We start from the raw sequence: 19,356 nt of genomic DNA, 5'->3' as shown, positions 1-19,356 counted from the left end.
CAACTACCACCACAACAGTTTATAGTTTGGTTAGTAGTGCAACAAGTGTGGTAAGTCCAACACCAAGTTGTAGCCAAGCACAAAGTGGTACAGCAACCATCACAACACTACCATTACCTTCAATAGGAACAATGACAGATTATTACAGTTGTAAAATTCTATCAACTGGATTAGCACCTTTTAATTTAAGCACAAAAAATGTTGAGGCATTAGCTGGTCAAAACTCTTCTCAGTTCATTGTTTCTTACCATCTATTACAAAATGAAGCTTTAAATGGATTGAATCCACTACCAACTTTATACAATAGTATTTCAACAAGTATTTGGGTAAGTGTAAAAAATAATACAACTGGTTGTAGAAGTTTATCACCACTAACTTTGATTGCCGAAACGGCAACTTTTGCTTTTCAACCAACTGTTTTACAATCAACAATTTGTGATGAATTTAATGATAATGATGGTTATGCACAATACAATCTTGAAAGTTTTAATTCAATTATTTTAGGCACACAATTTGGAATTCCAGATTATCAAATTCAGTATTTTTTATCAATTTCAGATTTAAATACAAATAATCCTATATCCAATTTAAATACTTTTGAGAACACATCAAATCCACAACCAATTTATGTAAAAGTTATTAATAATAATACAGTAAATAAATGTGAAGCTATAACTTCATTTAATTTAAGAGTTACTTTATTACCTGAACCAACTCCAAAAGATGGAGCAGTTTGTTTTGATCAAATTACAGGAAGTTTATTAAGTAATTATATTATAGATAGTGGTTTGAGTGCTTCAACTCATACTTTTGAATGGTATTTAAATTCTAGCACAACTCCAATTTTAGGCGCAACAAACAGCAATTATGAAGTATCTCTTCCTGGTAATTATTTTGTTGTAGCTACATCTAATTTGGCACCATTTTGTGTTTCAAAACCAAAGCTATCTGTAGTAATTAAATCTGAACCAGCAATAGCAACTGTTAGGGTTGAATATTCTTTTAATGAAAATATTCAAGTTATTGTAAATCCAAAAGGAATAGGACAATATAGATATCAAATTGATGATGAAATTTCACAATTAAGTAGTATTTTCATTAATGTTCAACCAGGAACACACAAAATAACAATAATTGATGAAAATGGTTGTGCTGATTTTATTTTAGAAGTAATAGTTTTAGATTACGTTAAATTTTTTACACCTAATGGTGATAACTATAACGATTATTGGAATATAAAGGGAATAAAAGATCAACCAAACGCAAAAATATTTTTATACGATCGTTACGGTAAATTCTTAAAACAATTGAGTCCAGAAAGTTTAGGTTGGGATGGAACTTACCGTGGGTATGAACTTCCATCAGACGATTATTGGTTTACAGTTTTTTATGTTGAAAACGGAGAAGATAAAGTATTTAAATCCCATTTTTCAATGAAGAGGTAATTTTTATTATTGTATTATTATTTTTTCCGCTGTCGCACTTGTCTATTTCAAATCTGTTTATACATTATTATTATGAAGGATAACATTATTGAAAACCCACAATTTTTAAATGGTAATGGGGTCAAAAATAGTTGGTAATTTTTCAATTTAGGTTGAAATAAATTATTGAAACAGTAATTTTATTTAGCAAAATATGATGTAGAGTACAATGAAAAATATAGATGTGATTAACCAAAAAAAAATTTTTCTATTGAAGAAAAATCGAAATAAATTATTTTCTCCTTGTAAGACTAAATTTGTTTTTCTTACTCAAAAAAAGTTAAAATAAATCAAATTTTATTTGTTTTTAAGCACAGTTCTTTGTTTGCTCTAGTTTTTTAATTTGATTTTGGTTTTCTCAATCTGTTGTTGATATTTCTTTTTTTCTAATTCACTCATTTTTCTTGGTAGTTTATATTTTGTGCAGAACTCGTCTATAGCTGTACTTAATTCTGAAGTTAAGTTAACTGAAGATTCCAATAAAATAAGTCCTTCGTTAAGTTTATTTTTATCGTATAATTTTGATTGATTCGGTTCATGTAAGAATATAATAATAGGCAAAATAAAACTGTCTAAAATTTTTTCATTATTTTCCAAGTATTTTATCGTTCTATTTTTAAGATTGATTTTATCGTCAACTTCTTCTAAGTTATTTACTAATTTTCTATTTGCTTTAAAAGTAGATTTACAATTCTTGTATTCGTTCATCGATAAACTATCGATATCTCCATCATTTAGAAGAGTTTTTATTTTATTGATTAATGGATTTATGCTATTGCTATCTACTTCGATAGAACTTTCTATAGAATTTTTAAAAACTAATTCTTTATTATTATTTTGTTGCGAGTAACAATAATTGTTTGTGATTAAAAATATAATAAATAAAAATATTGAATCTCTCATATGTTTCTTTATTTTCCGGTGATTTTTGCAAAATTACTGCCAACCAGTCTAAAGTACTATCTTTTTAACGTATTATCTTCCATTTTGGAAAGATAAGTCGCATCTTTTTAGTGTTATTTAATTTCAAATTTACACTTATTTTATAAATATTTACCAATCAATTACACTTCATCCATTAAATTCTACAATTCAGTAAGTAATAGTTTTTCAATAGATAGTATCAATGTAGTTTTACATCAGAATTAAAAAACAAAAACAATTTTAATCTTTTAAAAATTAGAAATTATGATCAAAATTATCACAACATTAGCATTATTATTTTGTACAAGTTTATTTTCTCAATCTCAGTATGAAAAAGGAATGGCAGAAGCCATAAAACTTTGGGGCGAAAATAAAAACACCGAAGCTTCAGCAGTATTTGAAAGAATTGCCTCTGCAGAAAAAGAAAATTGGTTGCCCAATTATTATGTAGCTTTAGTAAATGCAACAGCAGCTTTTCAAACTAAAGACAAACAAATTATAAATTCATTGCTTACAAAAGCTCAAACAGCATTGGATATTGAAACTGCTAAAGATGCTAATAATGTAGAACTTATGGTTGTACAATGTATGATTCACACTGCTTGGATAGTTTATGATCCAATGACAAACGGAATGAAATTATCGCCAGTTGTAAACGGAATTTATACCAAAGCTAGTTTTTTATCGCCAAATAATCCGAGAGTTATGTTTGGAAAAGCTGAATTTGAAATTGGAGGAGCAAAATATTTTGGAACAGATACCAAACCACTTTGTGCTCAAATTGAAAAATCTATCGAATTATTTGCTAATTTTAAACCAGAATCTCCATTTCATCCAACTTGGGGTTTAGAAAGAGCACAACAAGCATTAAAAGAATGTAAATAATTTAATTGCATTAATACTTATTGTAAAATGAACATTCTAAAAAACTTCCGTAAAACGTTATTCTTGACAATAATCATATTTGTTGTGATGCAAATTTTAAATCTAGTTTTAGGATATTCAATTCATTTTAATGGAAAACTTCTTATAAACTTTGCGTTTGTATCAATGTATACTTTTTCACTTACAATTGCTAACACGCTTTTTTTTAAATATTTAGATTCAGTTTTTAAAAAAAATAGATTTTCTAAGCCAAGATTGATAATTGGATTTATAGGTTCATTTTTGGTTTCCTTGTTTGTTATTTTTTTAATACGAATATTTGAGGAAGTAGTAGTAAATGATAATTCATTTCAGTCTTTTCTTGCCTCAGAAAAACCAGCTAATTATTTAGTAGCAATTATTATAACATTTTTTGTAACGCTTTCATTATATGCCTTTCATTTTTATAAAACCTACCAAGAAAATAAACTTAAAGAACAAAAAATTATTGCTGGTACAGCCAACGCGCAATTAGAAAGTTTAAAAAATCAAATAGATCCACATTTTCTTTTTAATAGTTTAAATGTTTTAAGTTCTTTGATAGAAGAAAATCCAGATAATGCTCAAAAATTTACAACTTCATTATCTAAAATCTACAGATATGTTTTAGAACAAAAAGACAAAGAATTGGTTACGGTTCAAGAAGAATTAGCATTTGCTAAAACCTATATGAATCTTTTAAAAATGCGATTTGAAGACAGTATTTCGTACGATGTTCCTTTAGATTATGATAATTTAGAAGCCAAAGTTGTTCCGTTATCGTTGCAATTATTACTAGAAAACACTATAAAACATAACGTTGTAAGTGAGCAAAAACCTTTACAGATTAAAATTTATATAAGAAATAATTACTTAGTAGTTGAAAATAATTTACAGAAAAAAGAAGTCCTACAAGATAGAAGAGGAGTTGGATTGCAAAATATTATTGAACGTTACAAATTATTATCTGAAAGAAAAGTAGTGATAGAAGAAAGCGAATCTTATTTTAAAGTTATGATTCCAATTTTAACCAAACAAATTGCCTTTATGGAAACTAAAAATGTATACAATGAAAATATGGCTTTTGTGAGAGCAAAAGAACGTGTTGAAAAACTGAAAGGTTTTTATGGAAATTTAATTTCTTACTGTTTTGTAGTTCCGATTTTGATAATAATAAATTTAAACACTTCTAAATTTCAATGGTTTTGGTTTCCTATGTTGGGTTGGGGTTTAGGTGTTACTTTTCATGCATTAGAAACGTTTGGATATGGAAAATCTTGGGAAGAAAAAAAGATTCGAGAAATTATGAATAAAGAGAATAATGTAACCAATAAATGGAGTTAGTTATGGAAACAAATGCAGCGTATCAAAGCTATTTAAAAGCAAGAAAACAAGTATCAGAAATAAAAGGATTTTATATTCATTTTGCATTTTTTCTTGTAGTAATGTCAGTATTAATTTATTTAAATCTAAGATATTCACCAGAAGTTTTATGGTTTACTTGGACAATGTTTGGTTGGGGAATTGGAGTGTTCTTTCACGCAAAAAAAGTATTTAATTTCTTTAGTTTTTTAGACAAAGAATGGGAAGAAAAAAAGTTAAAACAATTTATTGAAGAAGAAAATAAAAATATAAAAAGAAATGAATACAACTAATACTTTAGACGAAATTCGTTACAGTGAAGCTGCAAAACGAGTTAAAAAAATAAAAGGATTTTATACACATTTAATTGTATATATTGTCATTAATGTAATGATTGTAATTGTAAATATTCAAAATTTAAAACCTGGCGAAAGCTATTTTAAATTAGAAAATTTTTATACAGCTTTCTTTTGGGGAATTGGTTTAATGGCCGATTCGCTTTCTACATTTATGCCAACAATTATTTTTGGTAAAAATTGGGAAGAGAAAAAAATTAAAGAAATGATGGAGAAAGATAGAAATAGTAAATGGGAATAATTTTAAACTTAAACTACTTTTAAATATGGAATTACTTTTTAAAATTTTACTTTTTGTACACATTTTTGCTGGAGCAATTGGGCTTGTAAGCGGAACATTAAATATTATTAGAAAAAAAGGCGACAAAAAGCACAAATTAATTGGAAAGTTTTTCTTTTATAGTATGTTAATAAATGGAATTTTCGGAATGTTAATGACCATTCTTCATCCCAATTTATTTTTATTTATAATTGGAGTTTTTACAATTTATATGGTTGCGACGGCACAACGTTATTTGTCTTTAAAAGGAATTCCTAAAGGTCAAAAAGTACTTAAAATAGATTGGTTATTAAGTAGTACAATGCTTTTATTTGGACTTGGATTTATAATTTACAGCATACTTTTGTTTTTAAAATCTAATACTTTTGGTTTAGTTTTACTAGCTTTTGGAACAATTAGCATATTAATGGTTTTAGCAGATTTTAAAAATTATACTAATAAAATTACAGATAAAATTTTTTGGTTATTAGTTCATATTCAGCGAATGACAGGAGCATTTATTGCTGCAACTACAGCATTTTTAGTTGTAAATAATACGTATCTTCCATCGGTAATTGCTTGGCTTTTGCCATCAATACTCATAGTTCCATTAATTTTTATTTGGTCTAAAAAATACAAATCAACAAAATGAATATTATAATAATAGAAGACGAAAAACCAGCTGCAAGATTATTACAACGAAAGTTGGGAAAAATTGATGTAAAAGTAGCAGTAATGCTACATTCAGTAGAAGAAGCAATCAACTGGTTTTCAACAAATAATCATCCAGATTTAATTTTTCTTGATATTCAATTGTCTGATGGATTATCATTTGAAATATTTGAAAAAATAGACATTAAAAGCGCAGTAATTTTTACAACTGCTTATGATGAATATGCGTTGCAAGCTTTTAAACTGAACAGTATTGATTATTTGTTAAAGCCAATTGACGAAGAAGAATTAGAAATTGCAGTATCAAAATTTAAAGAGCGTTTTCCCAAAAAGGAAACCATTCAACTTGATTTTGATCTAATAAAAAAGATGTTTTCTAATCCTACAGAAACACAATATAAAAAACGTTTTACAATAAAGCTTGGACAACAATTAAAAATGATAAATATTGAAGATGTAGAATGTTTTTATAGCGAAAATAAAGGAACATATCTTCATACTTTTGAAAACAGAAATTATCTGTTAGACAACACATTAGAACAATTGGAGACAGAATTAAATCCAAAAGATTTTTACCGAGTTTCAAGAAAATTTATAATTCCGATGAAGTCGATAAAGGAAATTCAAATGCATTCCAATTCGAGATTGAAAGTAATTTTGCCAACTTACAAAGAAGACGAGGTGATTGTATCTAGAGAAAAAGTTCAAGATTTTAAAACTTGGTTGGGGTAATTTATTTTATATAAACTTTTCTAATTCCAATTAAAACAAAAATTAAAAGTGTATAAATTATAAAAAATGGAATTATAAATTCTATTAATCCTAAAGGTAACATAATTGCTATTATAAGTAATTGAAATCCAAGTCCATACACAGAAAGTAATGTCATAAACCAATTGGGAAATGTTTTAACTTTGTAAGCATCTTGATCTAAAAAATGTATAATTTTATCAAATAATCCATACACAACAGTATAAATTCCGAATAAAATATTTACAGATTGCTGACTTTCTCCAGGCAAAGCTTTTGGTGTTTTGTATTCAAATATTTTACTTGTTGTATCGCCACCAACTGATTTATTTCTAAGAATTACATAATAATAATTGTATAATGTTCCTTGCAATTGAATGCCTATAAATGCCAAAATTGTAAACCAAATTGTTGTTTTAGAAACATAGCAAATAGCCATAAAAAACATAAAATTTAGAATTATATCAAATACACTATCTAAATATCTTCCAGAATAGGATGGTGTATTTTTTAATCTAGCCAATTCTCCATCAGCAGCATCAATTATAGATTTTAAAACTATAAAAAAGGCAGCAAAAACATAATGATTGTCTAATATACAATATATTGCAAACAAGCCAGAAATGCCAAAAAGTAGTGTAACGTGAATTGGAGTAAAGCGCGTATCTTTTAATTGTGAGGCAAATAATCTTCCGAAAGTTCTACCATAATCTGATAAATCTAAAAATTTATCTTGAGCAGCAAGTTTAGACATTTAAGTTAAAACAAAAGTAATAGACAATATAGTCGAGCTGCAAATTTAAACTTTATTATTGATTTTACAATTTCTTAACATTCAACAATAGTTAAATTATTAAAATGAAATTTTATTGTATTTAAAATTTCTTAATTTCGTATTTTAAATATCTTAAAATCTATTTCAATGGCAACTCCAAGTTTAAAAATTATCGATGCTTTAAGAAAAACTGCAAACCAACTAGAAAACGGTCACCGTTATGAATGGGGAAATATGGGAAGTTGCAACTGCGGAAATTTGGCACAAACAGTTACTACTTTTTCTCGTGCCGAAATTCAGAAATATGCTTTAGAAAAACGTGGCGATTGGTCAGAACAATTGGTAGAATATTGTCCAACTTCTGGTTTTCCAATGGATTTAATTATTGAAAAAATGATCGATTTCGGATTTTCTAAACAAGATTTACGTCATTTAGAATGGCTTTCAGATACTGAAATTTTATCGCAACTTGAAGATAATAAACATTTAAATAGAAATTTAAAATCGGATACGATTTTATATATGAAAACTTGGGCTACATTATTAGAAAATAAATTGATTGATGCAATCGTGTTGCCAAGTTTTGAAATTAAACCTACCGATTTAATTTTAGAAGTCGTTTAAACTTATTCTTCTTTGCAATTTAAAATAAAATTTAATTTTACATTATCCGATAAAACCATGCTGCTTCCACCAACTTTATAGGTTTTTCTGTTTAGTTGTAAAGTTCCTTTTATAGTTAGAATTGCATCTTTATTAGAAACTGTAACTTCAAATTCTACTGGTTTTGTAATACCTTTTATAGTTAAATTACCATTGATTAAAAATTTATTTAATCCAATTTTTTTTGTAATTTTAGTACTTGTAAATGAAATTAATGGAAATTTTTCTACACTAAAATAGTCTTCTTTTTTTAAATGTTTGTCTCGTTCTTTATTATCAGTATTTACCGTATTTGAATTTATAGAAAGAGTAATTTCTGATTTTTCTATGTTTTTAGAATCAAATAAAATAGTTCCTTTTACTCCAGAAAAAGTACCATCTACAGTTAAACCAAAATTTTTAATGGCAAATTTAATTTTGCTATCAGTATCTGTTGCAACAAATTTTTGTGCTGTTAAAGTATTTGCCATAAGTACAATAAGTATAAATAATTTAATTGATTTCATTTTTTGTTTTAGATTTACTTTCTAAAAAAATATAAAACTGAACTCCAAAAAGAAGTGATGCAATTACTAAATGAATTGGTTGCGAAGTATATGGAAAATCTTGATAATACATTGCCATTCCAGTTATAATTTCAATTGCAATTAATACAATTACCCAATTAACTTTCGCAAATCCTAAACCTAATTTTCTATTTTGAATAAATAAATATAAATTCAAAATTAGAATTAAAATAGAAAAAGAACGATGCACATAAAACGACAATGTTGGATTTTGCAATACTAAATGCATTTGATTATAACCTAACATTTTTACTTGGTCGTCTACATACTGACGAACTTGTGTACCAAGAATTATTTGAAAAAGTGTTAAAACTAATGTAACAAGAACTATTATTTTAAACTTTTTTTCAAATATAAAATGGGAAACTTTTCCTGATGATTTTTTTATAATATAAAGTAAAACTGCTACAATAATTAGCGCAACAACCATGTGAATTGTAATTTTTACAGGATTTAAAACCGAATACACAACACGTGCTCCAAGCCAACCTTGAAATCCCATTAACACAACGGTTAACCATGAAAATAAAGTAATATTCTTATTAGATTTCCAAAACCATAACGAAAAAATTGCCATTATAAAAACTACAACTCCAGCCAACGCACCAATTAATCTGTTGATGTATTCTATCCAAGTTTCTACTGCGTTAAAAATGGCATAATCGTGTTTTGTATACAATCGCCATTGACTTTCGTCAAATGTTGTAGAAGTTGTAAAATCACTTTTTGCAACTAATAATTTTTCATCTTTTATTACAACTTGACCTTCTTTAAAAGTTTTATTTGGTGTCCAAGTAAGTGCTGCAATATCAGTTGGAGGAATATAATATCCAAAACATTTTGGCCAATCTGGACAACCCATTCCAGATCCTGTCATTCTAACCAAAGCACCAGCAACAATTACTAAATACACTAATATTAATGCAATTTTGACTGATTTTGTAAAGTATTTTTTCATTTTTAAACTTCTAATCCTTTTTATTTACTGCAAAATTAAGTATAAAATTAAGATATAAAGAATAACATTTGTTAATGATTTATTTATTTTCTTGTCAAGTTGTCAAATAAAATTTATATTTGTTGTAATAAAAGGTTAAAGTTATGAAAACTATGACAGTTGGCGAATTTAAAACGCATTTTTCTGAGGTAATTGAACAGGTTAAAAAAGGTGAAGAAATTGCGGTTACGTATGGCAAGAAAAAAGAAATTATTGGATATTTTAAACCCAAAGTGAAAGCTTTAAAAAGAGAAAGAAGCGTTGGATTGTTTGATAAAATGGAAGGTTATTTTATGGCTGATAATTTTTGTGAAACAACCGAAGAAGAGTTTCCAATAAACGATTTACCATTATGAGCAATTATTTATTAGACACACATGTAGCTCTATGGTTGTTATTTGATGTAGATAAAATTCCAAATTCAACTTTGCAAGAAATTAAAAATTTAGATAATGAAATTTATATTAGTGCTGTAAGTTTTTGGGAGATTTCTATAAAATATTCTTTAAATAAACTTGATTTAAATAAATTAAATGTTTCAGAATTACCCCAAATATTTAAAGAACAAGGTTATAAATTATTGCCATTAAATGTAGATGATACAGCTTCTTTTTGGGAATTAAAATCAGTTTATCATAAAGATCCTTTTGATAGGATTTTAATTTGGCAAGCTATAAAAAACAATTTTACTTTAATATCTAATGATGTAAATATGAGTCCTTATAGAACTGAAGGTTTGCAGTTAATATGGTAATTATTGTATAATTTTTAATCCCATTTTTTCTGCACGTTCCAACACTAACTCATAAGCAGCTTGATAATCATTAGGTATTTTTCCATCAAGTATGGCTTGTTTTACAGCTTCTTTTAAAACTCCAATCTCTCTTGATGGTTTTAAGTTAAAAAGTTCCATAATTTGTTCGCCAGAAATTGGTGGTTGAAAATTTCTAACATGATCGCGTTCTTCAACTTCAACTATTTTTTTTCTAACAGTAGTAAAGTTTTCGTGATAAAGTTTAAATTTTTTAGAATTTTTGGTAGTAATGTCTGCTTCGCAAAGTGTCATTAAATTTTCTACATCTTCTCCTGCATCGAAAACTAATCTTCGCACAGCAGAATCTGTTACCATATCTTCTGCAATAATTATTGGTCTAGAACTCATCATAACCATTTTTTGAACAAATTTCATTTTGTTATTCAATGGCATATGCAATCGTTCAAAGATTTTTTTTACCATTTTTCCGCCAAGAAATTCGTGTCCATGAAACGTCCAACCTTGTTTATTATTAAACTTTTTAGTTGGTGCTTTTCCAATATCATGTAATAATGCCGACCATCTTAACCAAACATCATCAGTATTTGGACAAATGTTATCAACAACTTCTAATGTGTGATAGAAATTATTTTTATGAGTTTGACCTTCAATTTCTTCAACATTATTTAGCGCAGTCAATTCGGGCAAAATAAAATCTAAAAGTCCTGTTTTGTATAAAAGTAAAAAACCAACAGAAGGTTTTTCGGTTAATAAAATTTTATTCAATTCATCTACAACTCGTTCTCCAGAAATTATTTTTATTCGTTCAGCATTTTTTGTAATAGAATTGAGTGAATCTTCTTCAATTTTAAAATTTAATTGCGCTGCAAATCGAATTCCGCGAAGCATTCGTAAAGGATCATCAGAAAAAGTTATGTCTGGATTTAAAGGAGTTTTTATTGTTTTATTTTCTAAATCTAAAATTCCATTAAATGGATCTATTAGTTCGCCATAATTTTCTTTATTTAAAGAAAAAGCTAAGGCATTTATAGTAAAATCTCTGCGGTTTTGATCGTCTTTTAGCGTTCCGTTTTCTACTACAGGATTTCTACTTTCTTTATTGTATGATTCTTTTCTTGCTCCAACAAATTCGATATCAATGTCTTGAAATTTTAGCATTGCTGTGCCATAAGTTTTAAAAACTTGTACTTTTGGTTTTTTAGGAAGCATTGATGCTACTTTTTGCGCCAATTCAATTCCGCTTCCAACAGCAACAATATCGATATCTTTTTTAGATTCTCTTTCTAATATAAAATCTCTAACAAAACCACCAATAACATAACTATCAATAGAAAGTTCTTGACTTGCTTGTGCAATTATTTTAAATATTGGATTGTTTAATGCTTTATTATAGTTCATTTATTTTCTTAAAACTTTAACTTGAGAATCGTTGGTCAACTTAATAATAGTTGATGGTTTTCCAGCAATTCTATCTTGATGTAAATTTACAACATAGTCTACACCTTTAATAATTTCTTGCGAAATATCTTTAAAAGCTATAGGAGTTGGTTGACCAGAAATATTAGCCGATGTAGAAACTAAAGGTTTTTTCATTCGTTCTAAAAGTTTAAAACAAAATGGCTCTTTTACAACTCTAATTCCAAGAGATTTATCTGTTGCAATAATATTAGCAGCAACATTTCTTGGGTTATCAAGAATTATTGTAGTAGGATTTTCAGATAAATCCATAATTTGCCATGCTACTTCTGGAATTTCTTTAAAAATATTATACATCATTTTTTCGCCATTAATAAGTACAATCATACTTTGAGTTTCGGCACGTTTTTTTAATGCGTAAATTTTGGCAACAGCTTCAACATTAGTAGCATCGCAACCAATTCCCCAAACAGTATCTGTTGGATAAAGAATAATTCCTCCGTTCTGAATTACTTCAAATGCTTTGTGTATTTCGGTGTTGATATCCATTAAATATCTATTTATTTAATACAAATTTAAAGATATATAAATAAATTTCAGATTATTTTTTACTTTTGTTTTTAAATATATTTTAATGTTTTATAAAATTAAAGTAGGATTTTTAGTTTCTTATGATTATAAATTCTTATATAACTCAATACCATTGGTTTATGATTACGTCGATACTATTTATTTAGCTATCGATGTAAATAGAAAAACTTGGTCAGGCGAACTGTTTACTATAGATATTTTATTTTTCAATTTTATTACTAAATTAGATAAACATAAAAAAATTATAATATATGAAGATGATTTTTATAATAGTGAATTAACACCTATTGAAAATGATACAAGAGAAAGAAATATGTTGTCTAAAAAAATCGGTAAAAATTGTTGGAACTTGCAAATTGATGCTGATGAATATTTTATGGATTTTGCTCAAGTTTCAAGATTTTTAAGAAAGAATAGCTTTTTACTTTCAAAACCAAATCATAATCCAATTAATTTAAAAGCAAAATGGATTACTATATTTAAGAAGACTGAAAATGGTTATCTTTATATTGACAATGATGAAAGTTTTTCTTTCGCAACAAATCAAATTGAGAAGTATTATTTTGCAAGAAATGTTAATCCTTCAATTAGAAATTTGCAAACAAATTTTATTGCACTACATCAATCTTGGGCAAGAGATTCTGAAGAAATATTATTCAAAATTAATAATTGGGGACACAAGTATGATTTTGATAGGAAAGCATATTTTAAATTTTGGAAAAATTTAAATGAGGATAACTATAAAGATTGTAATTCATTTCATTACTATTTAGATGATGCTTGGGATTCTTTAAAATATATTGCTTGTGGTGACATTTCAGAATTTATAGAAATTTTTAAATCTAAAGTTATAACAGACGATGTAAAAGTTCCTACAAGATTTTACAAAAAATATCTAAAAAATTTATTTTTATTAAAAAGAAATTAATTAAACTTCTATATTCAAAATTTTAATGTTAGTAAACGATTTTTTTATCATTTCATTTCTTTAATTTCAACATTTCTTTTATTAAATTATAATCATGTTGTTGTAAAGATATTCTTGAATTACTGTAATTAAATCTTTTTTTATACAATCCTAAAAAATATTTTTTCTTTTTGATGTCTTTAATAGCATAATCAATTTGGTAATCCTTTAACTTATTTGCTGTGAAAACATGAATGTTACTATTTCTACAATAATAGTTTTTATTGAAAAGTTTAGCAATACATTTCATTGAGTCAATAGTATAAAATGCAATATGTTGCCCTGTTTCTTCGGTTAAATACCACCAATTTTCAATGTCAGAAATGTTTTCTGAAACCAATTCGGTTGAAAAAATTGCATTATCTGCATATTCGAAAACGGCTTTAATTTCCTCTAATGGATTATTAAAATGTTCTAAAACTTCAAATCCAGTTACAACATCAAATTTTTCTATGTTAGAGTCTTTAATATCAAAGTGTTTTGCAAAAATATTTTCGCAATAATCATCTTGATTGTAATAATTATAACCTGCATCTCTCATTAATCTTGTAAAAGCACCATAACCACCAGCATAATCAAGAAAATTTTTTGCATCAGGAAAACAACAATCAATTACCATAGATATATCTTTTTTTAATAAATTATTTCGCCCTAATAATCCTATATCTAATGATGTTATTGCTGATGTGTATGCTTCACTCAACCAAAACGGTTCATCAGTATGCATAAAAGAACAATTTGTGCACTTATAATAACTAGTTTTATATTTTTGAAGAATTACTTTTTCAAATAATTTTTCAGAATTATTTTTACAGATTTTACATTTCATACTAAATATTATTTTGTTTTAAAAAGGAATCTTTTATTTGTTTAAAAAATTATCTTTGTAACATTTTTGAATCTTCAAATCTACTTACAATATTGTAAATATAAAAGAATGTAATGAAAATAGTTTTAGATCCACAGATATTTAATGATCAAAAATTTGGAGGAATATCAAGGTATTTCGCTGAAATTTATAAGTACATAAAAACAGAAGATTCAGCCAATGAAATTGAACTTCCACTTATTTTTTCTGAAAATTTTCATATTAAAGATTCAATAGAAAATAAACATTCTTTATTTTATTTTTTATCGCTCAAGTTTCCTTTTTTTAAAAAAAAATATTTAAGGAAAACTAAGAAAAAAAATATTAAATTAGCAATAAAAATATTGCAAATACAAGATTATGATGTTGTAGTTCCAACCTATTACAATCCTTATTTTATTGATTTAATTGGTAATAAACCATTCGTTTTGACAGTTTATGACATGATACATGAAGTTTTCCCTCAATATTTTGTAGAGGATTTATATACTGTTAAAAATAAAAAAATATTAATAGAAAAAGCCAATAAAATTATTGTAATTTCTCAGAGTACTAAGAAAGATATTATAAAATTTTATCCTGATATTGATGCTACAAAAATTGAAATTATATATTTGGCTCAAAGTATTGATACAATTAATAGTGTGAAAGTTGATTTACCTAAAAAATACATTTTATTTGTTGGAAATAGAGATATATACAAAAATTTTATTTTTTTTATAAAAGCTATTGCAAGTACACTTAGAGAAAACCGTGATTTATTTGTTGTATGTGCAGGAGGAAATCATTTTCACAGTAAAGAAAAAAAATTACTTGAAGAATTAGATATTTTTAAACAAGTAATTCAACAGAATTTTGAAGATAATGAATTATCATATTATTATTCAAATGCGCAATGTTTTGTTTTTCCTTCTGAATATGAGGGTTTTGGTATTCCTGTATTAGAATCAATGGCTTGTGGTTGTGCAGTTGTCTTAGCAAATCACAGTTCTTTTCCAGAAGTTGCAGGAGATGCAGGTGTTTATTTTGAATTAAATAATGAATTAGATTTAAAAAATAAAATTGTATTATTATTAAATGATGAAAGTTATAGAACACAGATTATCCAAAAAGGATATCTACAAGTAGCAAAATTTAGTTGGAAAAAAACAGCTCAAGAATGTTTGGCATTATTTGAAAAAACAGTAAAAGAATGTTAAATAAAAAAGCAATAATTACTGGAATTTCAGGTCAAGACGGCGCTTATTTAGCTAAATTGTTATTAGATAATGATTATGAAGTTTTAGGATTAGTTAGAAACATAAATGTCGTTAATTATTTTGGTTTAGAATATCTAAAAATTAAAGATAAGGTAGCAATATTAGAGTGCGATTTACTAGACATCAATAAATTACATGATGTTATATTTGATTTTAATCCTACAGAAATTTATAATTTAGCCGCTCAAAGTTCTGTTCACTACTCTTTTAAGTTTCCAATTGAAACATTTCATTTTAATACAATAAGTGTATATAATTTATTGGAAACAATAAAAAAAATTAATAACGAAATTAAATTTTATCAAGCTAGTAGTAGTGAAATGTTTGGACGAGTTAATAATCTTCCAATTAGTGAAAATAGTATATTGCATCCATTAAGTCCGTATGCAATTTCAAAAGCTTCGGCTCATTTTACATGTATTCATTACAGAGAAAGTTACAATATGCATATAAGTTGTGGTATACTATTTAATCATGAATCCTATTTAAGACAAGATACTTTTTTTGTTAAAAAAATTATTCGAGAAAGTATTAAAATAAGCAAAGGTGAACAAAAAGAATTATTGGTTGGAAATATTGATATTAAAAGAGATTTTGGATATGCACCAAAATATGTCGAAGCAATGTTTTTAATGATGCAACAAGAAATACCATCTGATTATTTAATTTGTTCTGGAAAATCTATAGCTTTAAGAGATTTAATTTATTATGTTTTTGAAAAATTAAATATTCCTAAAAATTTATGTATAGTAAGTAAAGAATTATATCGACCAGCAGAAATTGAAGATATGTATGGCGATAATACTAAGGCAAAAACAACCTTGAATTGGAATTATAATTTAGCTATTTTTGAAACATTAGATTTACTAATAGAAGAAGAAATTAAAAATATAAATTAAAAAATAGATTAGAAAAATGAAAGTAGCATTAATTACAGGAGTTACAGGTCAAGATGGAGCTTATTTATCGGAACTATTATTGTCTAAAGGATATATGGTTCACGGTATAAAAAGAAGAAGTTCCTTGTTTAATACTCAAAGAATTGATCATATTTATGAAGATCCACATATTAATAATCAACATTTTAAATTGCATTATGGCGATTTAAGTGATTCTACTAATTTAATACGAATTATTCAAGAAACTCAACCAGATGAAATTTACAATTTAGGAGCAATGAGTCATGTTAAAGTTAGTTTTGATATGCCAGAGTATACAGCAAATGCAGACGGAATTGGTACTTTAAGAATACTAGAAGCAGTTCGATTATTGAATTTAACTAAAAAAACCAAAATTTATCAAGCATCAACATCAGAATTGTATGGATTGGTTCAAGAAGTTCCTCAAAAAGAAACAACTCCATTTTATCCACGTTCGCCATATGCAGTTGCTAAAATGTATGCCTATTGGATTACTGTAAATTATAGAGAAGCATATAACATGTTTGCTTGTAACGGAATTTTATTTAATCACGAAAGTCCGTTAAGAGGTGAAACATTTGTTACCCGAAAAATAACAAGAGGTATTGCTCAAATGGCTATGGGAATGCAAGAAACCCTTTTTATGGGAAATATAGATTCTAAAAGAGATTGGGGTCACGCAAAAGATTATGTTGAGGCAATGTGGTTAATTTTGCAACAAGATGAACCCGAAGATTTTGTAATTTCTACAGGAATTACTACAACTGTTAGAGAATTTATTATAATGGCATTTAATGAAGTAGGAGTAACATTAGAGTTTTCTGGAACAGGTGTAAATGAAATTGCTATTGTAAAAGCAGTGTCAAATTTAGATTATGCTTTTAAAGTGAATCAAGTGGTAATTAAAATCGATCCTAATTATTTTAGACCAACAGAAGTCGAATTATTAATTGGTGACAATACTAAAGCTAAAAGTAAATTAAATTGGGAACCAAAATATACTTTATTTATGTTGGTACAAGAAATGATGAAAGCAGATATTTCATTATTTAAAAAAGAAAAATTTTACAAAGAAAATAATGATGGAACTAAATTCTAAAATTTATATAGCTGGACATCAAGGAATGGTAGGAAGTGCCATACTATTAAATTTAAAAAATAAAGGTTATAAAAATTTAATAGTTAAAACTTCTTCAGAGCTTAACTTAATTAATCAAAATGACGTTGCGGTTTTCTTTGAAAAAGAAAAACCTGAATATGTGTTTCTTGCTGCTGCAAAAGTTGGAGGAATAGTAGCCAATAATACTTACAGAGCAGACTTTATTTATAATAACTTGATGATTCAAAATAATGTAATACATTCTAGTTATTTAACTAAAGTTAAAAAATTATTATTTTTAGGTTCCTCTTGTATTTATCCAAAAAATGCAATTCAACCAATGAAAGAAGAATATCTTTTAACTGGTTTATTAGAAGAAACAAATGAACCCTATGCAATTGCCAAAATTGCAGGTATTAAAATGTGTGATGGTTATAGAGATCAATATGGTTGTAATTTTATATCAGTTATGCCCACTAATTTATACGGATTTAATGATAATTATGATTTGGTAAATTCACATGTTTTACCTGCTTTGATAAGAAAATTTCATGAGGCAAAGATTAATAATTTAAATGAAGTTATTGTTTGGGGAACAGGAAATCCGTTAAGAGAGTTTTTACATGCAACAGATATGGCTGATGCATGCGTGTTTTTAATGCAAAACTACAATGATAAAGGATTGATAAATATTGGTTCTGGAGTAGAAATTTCTATTAAAGATTTAGCATTTTTAATTAAAGAAATTACAAATTATGAAGGTGAAATTATATTTGATAGCACTAAACCGGACGGAACTTTAAGAAAATTAATGGACAGCAGTAAATTACAAAATCTTGGTTGGAAACATACTATTGAATTAAAAAATGGAATAAATGAAATTTATAATTATAAATATCTAATTAAATGATTAAATTCTCAATAATAACAATAAATTTTAATAATAAAAATGGTTTAAACGATACTATTAAAAGTGTATTTGAACAAAGTTTTAGTAATTATGAATTTATTATTATTGATGGTAATAGTACAGATGGTAGTAAAGAATTATTGGAAATACATAAAGAAAAATTTGCCTTTGCAGTATCAGAACCAGATTTGGGAATTTTTAATGCAATGAATAAAGGAATAAAAGTTGCCAAAGGTTCATATTTATTTTTTCTTAATAGTGGTGATAGCTTTAATGATGAATTGACATTGAGTAATGTTAATCAATTAATTGAAGATAAATTTGATATTTGTTATGGTAATTTAACCTATTTAAACGTAAAAAATAGTTGGGACCATTGGAAGTTTCCAAAAAATTTATCTTTAGCATTTTTTATTAATTATAGTTTGCCCCACCAAGGAAGCTTTATAAAAAAAGAACTTTTTGAAACAATAGGATTATACAATGAAAATTTAAAAATCTCCTCTGATTGGGAGTTTTTTTTAAAAGCAATTATAATAAATAATGCATCTTACAAACATATTGATATTATTGTGTCAAAATATGATATGAACGGAATTTCATCAAATGTGAATAATGAAAACTTAGTAAAAAGTGAAAAAAAACTTGTACTTAATAATTTTTTTCCATTAATAGCCGAAGATTATTTAATTATAGAGGAATTAAATTCTAAAAGAATTAAGAACATTCTTTATATTAAAAAATTTAAATTTGCTTGGAAATTACTAAAAGGTTTTTCTAATATATTATTGTTATTTTTACCTAAAAAAAGTGAATAATATAGTGTTTAATAAAATGATT

23 protein-coding genes are annotated in these 19,356 nt (G+C 26.3%); 16 read left to right on the top strand and 7 right to left on the bottom strand.

The window, feature by feature from the left end:
• A partial coding sequence (locus ACH2BC_RS13510) for a T9SS type B sorting domain-containing protein (protein ID WP_395054534.1) occupies window positions 1–1,445 on the top strand: 1,445 nt, incomplete at its 5' end.
• 369 nt (window positions 1,446–1,814) lie between these two features.
• Here ACH2BC_RS13510 and ACH2BC_RS13505 read toward each other — a convergent pair.
• Complete coding sequence (locus ACH2BC_RS13505) at window positions 1,815–2,387, bottom strand: hypothetical protein (protein WP_395054533.1); 573 nt, start codon at window positions 2,385–2,387, stop codon at window positions 1,815–1,817.
• 285 nt (window positions 2,388–2,672) lie between these two features.
• Here ACH2BC_RS13505 and ACH2BC_RS13500 point away from each other — a divergent pair, with 285 nt between their 5' ends.
• Genes ACH2BC_RS13500 through ACH2BC_RS13475 form a run of 6 tightly spaced genes read left to right on the top strand, consistent with a single transcriptional unit; the run spans window position 2,673 to window position 6,692 of the window.
• Window positions 2,673–3,293 carry a hypothetical protein gene (locus tag ACH2BC_RS13500; protein WP_395054532.1) on the top strand — a complete coding sequence of 207 codons (621 nt, stop codon included), beginning with the start codon at window positions 2,673–2,675 and terminating at the stop codon, window positions 3,291–3,293.
• A gap of 27 nt (window positions 3,294–3,320) precedes the next feature.
• On the top strand, window positions 3,321–4,655 hold the full coding sequence (locus tag ACH2BC_RS13495; protein ID WP_395054531.1) for a 2TM domain-containing protein: 1,335 nt from the start codon (window positions 3,321–3,323) through the stop codon (window positions 4,653–4,655).
• 2 nt (window positions 4,656–4,657) lie between these two features.
• On the top strand, window positions 4,658–4,966 hold the full coding sequence (locus tag ACH2BC_RS13490; protein WP_395054530.1) for a 2TM domain-containing protein: 309 nt from the start codon (window positions 4,658–4,660) through the stop codon (window positions 4,964–4,966).
• Window positions 4,953–5,270: a 2TM domain-containing protein gene (locus tag ACH2BC_RS13485; RefSeq protein WP_395054529.1), complete on the top strand. Its 318-nt coding sequence runs from the start codon at window positions 4,953–4,955 to the stop codon at window positions 5,268–5,270. The genes ACH2BC_RS13490 and ACH2BC_RS13485 overlap by 14 nt, the downstream gene beginning before the upstream one ends.
• Before the next feature lie 25 nt (window positions 5,271–5,295).
• Window positions 5,296–5,940: a hypothetical protein gene (locus ACH2BC_RS13480; protein ID WP_395054528.1), complete on the top strand. Its 645-nt coding sequence runs from the start codon at window positions 5,296–5,298 to the stop codon at window positions 5,938–5,940.
• The gene (locus ACH2BC_RS13475) at window positions 5,937–6,692 is read left to right on the top strand and encodes a LytR/AlgR family response regulator transcription factor (RefSeq protein ID WP_395054527.1); all 756 of its coding nucleotides are present in this window, start codon (window positions 5,937–5,939) and stop codon (window positions 6,690–6,692) included. The genes ACH2BC_RS13480 and ACH2BC_RS13475 overlap by 4 nt, the downstream gene beginning before the upstream one ends.
• A 1-nt stretch (window position 6,693) precedes the next feature.
• On the opposite strand, the gene ACH2BC_RS13470 is transcribed toward ACH2BC_RS13475, so the two are convergent.
• Window positions 6,694–7,464 carry a CDP-alcohol phosphatidyltransferase family protein gene (locus ACH2BC_RS13470; protein ID WP_395054526.1) on the bottom strand — a complete coding sequence of 257 codons (771 nt, stop codon included), beginning with the start codon at window positions 7,462–7,464 and terminating at the stop codon, window positions 6,694–6,696.
• 168 nt (window positions 7,465–7,632) lie between these two features.
• On the opposite strand from ACH2BC_RS13470, the gene ACH2BC_RS13465 reads away from it, so the two are divergent.
• A complete protein-coding gene (locus ACH2BC_RS13465; RefSeq protein ID WP_395054525.1) occupies window positions 7,633–8,109 on the top strand; it encodes a hypothetical protein in 477 nt (158 codons plus the stop codon).
• Between the two features lie 2 nt (window positions 8,110–8,111).
• On the opposite strand, the gene ACH2BC_RS13460 is transcribed toward ACH2BC_RS13465, so the two are convergent.
• Window positions 8,112–8,654 carry a YceI family protein gene (locus ACH2BC_RS13460; RefSeq protein WP_395054524.1) on the bottom strand — a complete coding sequence of 181 codons (543 nt, stop codon included), beginning with the start codon at window positions 8,652–8,654 and terminating at the stop codon, window positions 8,112–8,114.
• Window positions 8,641–9,672, bottom strand: a complete 1,032-nt coding sequence (locus ACH2BC_RS13455) for a heme A synthase (RefSeq protein WP_395054523.1) — start codon at window positions 9,670–9,672, stop codon at window positions 8,641–8,643. Before ACH2BC_RS13455 ends, ACH2BC_RS13460 begins: the two co-directional genes overlap by 14 nt.
• A 143-nt stretch (window positions 9,673–9,815) precedes the next feature.
• Between ACH2BC_RS13455 and ACH2BC_RS13450 the strand changes: the two genes are divergently transcribed.
• Both ACH2BC_RS13450 and ACH2BC_RS13445 read left to right on the top strand, forming a co-directional pair.
• Window positions 9,816–10,067: a type II toxin-antitoxin system Phd/YefM family antitoxin gene (locus ACH2BC_RS13450; protein WP_395054522.1), complete on the top strand. Its 252-nt coding sequence runs from the start codon at window positions 9,816–9,818 to the stop codon at window positions 10,065–10,067.
• Window positions 10,064–10,465, top strand: a complete 402-nt coding sequence (locus tag ACH2BC_RS13445) for a type II toxin-antitoxin system VapC family toxin (protein ID WP_395054521.1) — start codon at window positions 10,064–10,066, stop codon at window positions 10,463–10,465. Before ACH2BC_RS13450 ends, ACH2BC_RS13445 begins: the two co-directional genes overlap by 4 nt.
• Here the strand turns inward: ACH2BC_RS13445 and ACH2BC_RS13440 are convergent, their stop codons facing one another.
• Window positions 10,466–11,884 carry a CCA tRNA nucleotidyltransferase gene (locus tag ACH2BC_RS13440; RefSeq protein ID WP_395054520.1) on the bottom strand — a complete coding sequence of 473 codons (1,419 nt, stop codon included), beginning with the start codon at window positions 11,882–11,884 and terminating at the stop codon, window positions 10,466–10,468.
• On the bottom strand, window positions 11,885–12,451 hold the full coding sequence (locus ACH2BC_RS13435; protein WP_395054519.1) for an L-threonylcarbamoyladenylate synthase: 567 nt from the start codon (window positions 12,449–12,451) through the stop codon (window positions 11,885–11,887).
• An 85-nt stretch (window positions 12,452–12,536) separates the two neighbouring features.
• Here ACH2BC_RS13435 and ACH2BC_RS13430 point away from each other — a divergent pair, with 85 nt between their 5' ends.
• Window positions 12,537–13,421 carry a hypothetical protein gene (locus ACH2BC_RS13430; RefSeq protein WP_395054518.1) on the top strand — a complete coding sequence of 295 codons (885 nt, stop codon included), beginning with the start codon at window positions 12,537–12,539 and terminating at the stop codon, window positions 13,419–13,421.
• Between the two features lie 52 nt (window positions 13,422–13,473).
• Here ACH2BC_RS13430 and ACH2BC_RS13425 read toward each other — a convergent pair whose 3' ends face one another.
• Window positions 13,474–14,289 (bottom strand): class I SAM-dependent methyltransferase, encoded by an 816-nt coding sequence (locus ACH2BC_RS13425; RefSeq protein WP_395054517.1) that lies wholly within the window; start codon window positions 14,287–14,289, stop codon window positions 13,474–13,476.
• A 113-nt stretch (window positions 14,290–14,402) separates the two neighbouring features.
• On the opposite strand from ACH2BC_RS13425, the gene ACH2BC_RS13420 reads away from it, so the two are divergent.
• From ACH2BC_RS13420 to ACH2BC_RS13400, 5 genes are read left to right on the top strand one after another with little or no spacing between them, the layout of a single operon-like run.
• The gene (locus ACH2BC_RS13420) at window positions 14,403–15,527 is read left to right on the top strand and encodes a glycosyltransferase family 4 protein (protein ID WP_395054516.1); all 1,125 of its coding nucleotides are present in this window, start codon (window positions 14,403–14,405) and stop codon (window positions 15,525–15,527) included.
• Window positions 15,521–16,486, top strand: a complete 966-nt coding sequence (locus ACH2BC_RS13415) for a GDP-mannose 4,6-dehydratase (RefSeq protein WP_395054515.1) — start codon at window positions 15,521–15,523, stop codon at window positions 16,484–16,486. Before ACH2BC_RS13420 ends, ACH2BC_RS13415 begins: the two co-directional genes overlap by 7 nt.
• 16 nt (window positions 16,487–16,502) lie before the next feature.
• On the top strand, window positions 16,503–17,606 hold the full coding sequence (gene gmd, locus ACH2BC_RS13410; protein ID WP_395054514.1) for a GDP-mannose 4,6-dehydratase: 1,104 nt from the start codon (window positions 16,503–16,505) through the stop codon (window positions 17,604–17,606).
• Entirely contained in the window at window positions 17,590–18,516 is a 927-nt protein-coding gene (locus tag ACH2BC_RS13405; RefSeq protein WP_395054535.1) for a GDP-L-fucose synthase family protein, read from the top strand. Before gmd ends, ACH2BC_RS13405 begins: the two co-directional genes overlap by 17 nt.
• Window positions 18,513–19,334, top strand: coding sequence for a glycosyltransferase family 2 protein (locus ACH2BC_RS13400; protein ID WP_395054513.1), 822 nt, complete (start codon window positions 18,513–18,515; stop codon window positions 19,332–19,334). Before ACH2BC_RS13405 ends, ACH2BC_RS13400 begins: the two co-directional genes overlap by 4 nt.
• Window positions 19,335–19,356: the final 22 nt, after the last annotated feature.

It is taken from the genome of Flavobacterium sp. (assembly GCF_043760115.1).
GTDB lineage: Bacteria > Bacteroidota > Bacteroidia > Flavobacteriales > Flavobacteriaceae > Flavobacterium.
The sequence above is the reverse complement of the archived record's forward strand: the minus strand, read 5'-3'. Positions and strand labels throughout refer to the sequence as shown.

Coding starts and splice junctions, on each gene's coding strand:
- ACH2BC_RS13505 (WP_395054533.1), bottom strand. CDS start 2,387: ATGAGAGATTCAATATTTTTATTTATTATATTTTTAATCACAAACAAT.
- ACH2BC_RS13500 (WP_395054532.1), top strand. CDS start 2,673: ATGATCAAAATTATCACAACATTAGCATTATTATTTTGTACAAGTTTA.
- ACH2BC_RS13495 (WP_395054531.1), top strand. CDS start 3,321: ATGAACATTCTAAAAAACTTCCGTAAAACGTTATTCTTGACAATAATC.
- ACH2BC_RS13490 (WP_395054530.1), top strand. CDS start 4,658: ATGGAAACAAATGCAGCGTATCAAAGCTATTTAAAAGCAAGAAAACAA.
- ACH2BC_RS13485 (WP_395054529.1), top strand. CDS start 4,953: ATGAATACAACTAATACTTTAGACGAAATTCGTTACAGTGAAGCTGCA.
- ACH2BC_RS13480 (WP_395054528.1), top strand. CDS start 5,296: ATGGAATTACTTTTTAAAATTTTACTTTTTGTACACATTTTTGCTGGA.
- ACH2BC_RS13475 (WP_395054527.1), top strand. CDS start 5,937: ATGAATATTATAATAATAGAAGACGAAAAACCAGCTGCAAGATTATTA.
- ACH2BC_RS13470 (WP_395054526.1), bottom strand. CDS start 7,464: ATGTCTAAACTTGCTGCTCAAGATAAATTTTTAGATTTATCAGATTAT.
- ACH2BC_RS13465 (WP_395054525.1), top strand. CDS start 7,633: ATGGCAACTCCAAGTTTAAAAATTATCGATGCTTTAAGAAAAACTGCA.
- ACH2BC_RS13460 (WP_395054524.1), bottom strand. CDS start 8,654: ATGAAATCAATTAAATTATTTATACTTATTGTACTTATGGCAAATACT.
- ACH2BC_RS13455 (WP_395054523.1), bottom strand. CDS start 9,672: ATGAAAAAATACTTTACAAAATCAGTCAAAATTGCATTAATATTAGTG.
- ACH2BC_RS13450 (WP_395054522.1), top strand. CDS start 9,816: ATGAAAACTATGACAGTTGGCGAATTTAAAACGCATTTTTCTGAGGTA.
- ACH2BC_RS13445 (WP_395054521.1), top strand. CDS start 10,064: ATGAGCAATTATTTATTAGACACACATGTAGCTCTATGGTTGTTATTT.
- ACH2BC_RS13440 (WP_395054520.1), bottom strand. CDS start 11,884: ATGAACTATAATAAAGCATTAAACAATCCAATATTTAAAATAATTGCA.
- ACH2BC_RS13435 (WP_395054519.1), bottom strand. CDS start 12,451: ATGGATATCAACACCGAAATACACAAAGCATTTGAAGTAATTCAGAAC.
- ACH2BC_RS13430 (WP_395054518.1), top strand. CDS start 12,537: ATGTTTTATAAAATTAAAGTAGGATTTTTAGTTTCTTATGATTATAAA.
- ACH2BC_RS13425 (WP_395054517.1), bottom strand. CDS start 14,289: ATGAAATGTAAAATCTGTAAAAATAATTCTGAAAAATTATTTGAAAAA.
- ACH2BC_RS13420 (WP_395054516.1), top strand. CDS start 14,403: ATGAAAATAGTTTTAGATCCACAGATATTTAATGATCAAAAATTTGGA.
- ACH2BC_RS13415 (WP_395054515.1), top strand. CDS start 15,521: ATGTTAAATAAAAAAGCAATAATTACTGGAATTTCAGGTCAAGACGGC.
- gmd (WP_395054514.1), top strand. CDS start 16,503: ATGAAAGTAGCATTAATTACAGGAGTTACAGGTCAAGATGGAGCTTAT.
- ACH2BC_RS13405 (WP_395054535.1), top strand. CDS start 17,590: ATGGAACTAAATTCTAAAATTTATATAGCTGGACATCAAGGAATGGTA.
- ACH2BC_RS13400 (WP_395054513.1), top strand. CDS start 18,513: ATGATTAAATTCTCAATAATAACAATAAATTTTAATAATAAAAATGGT.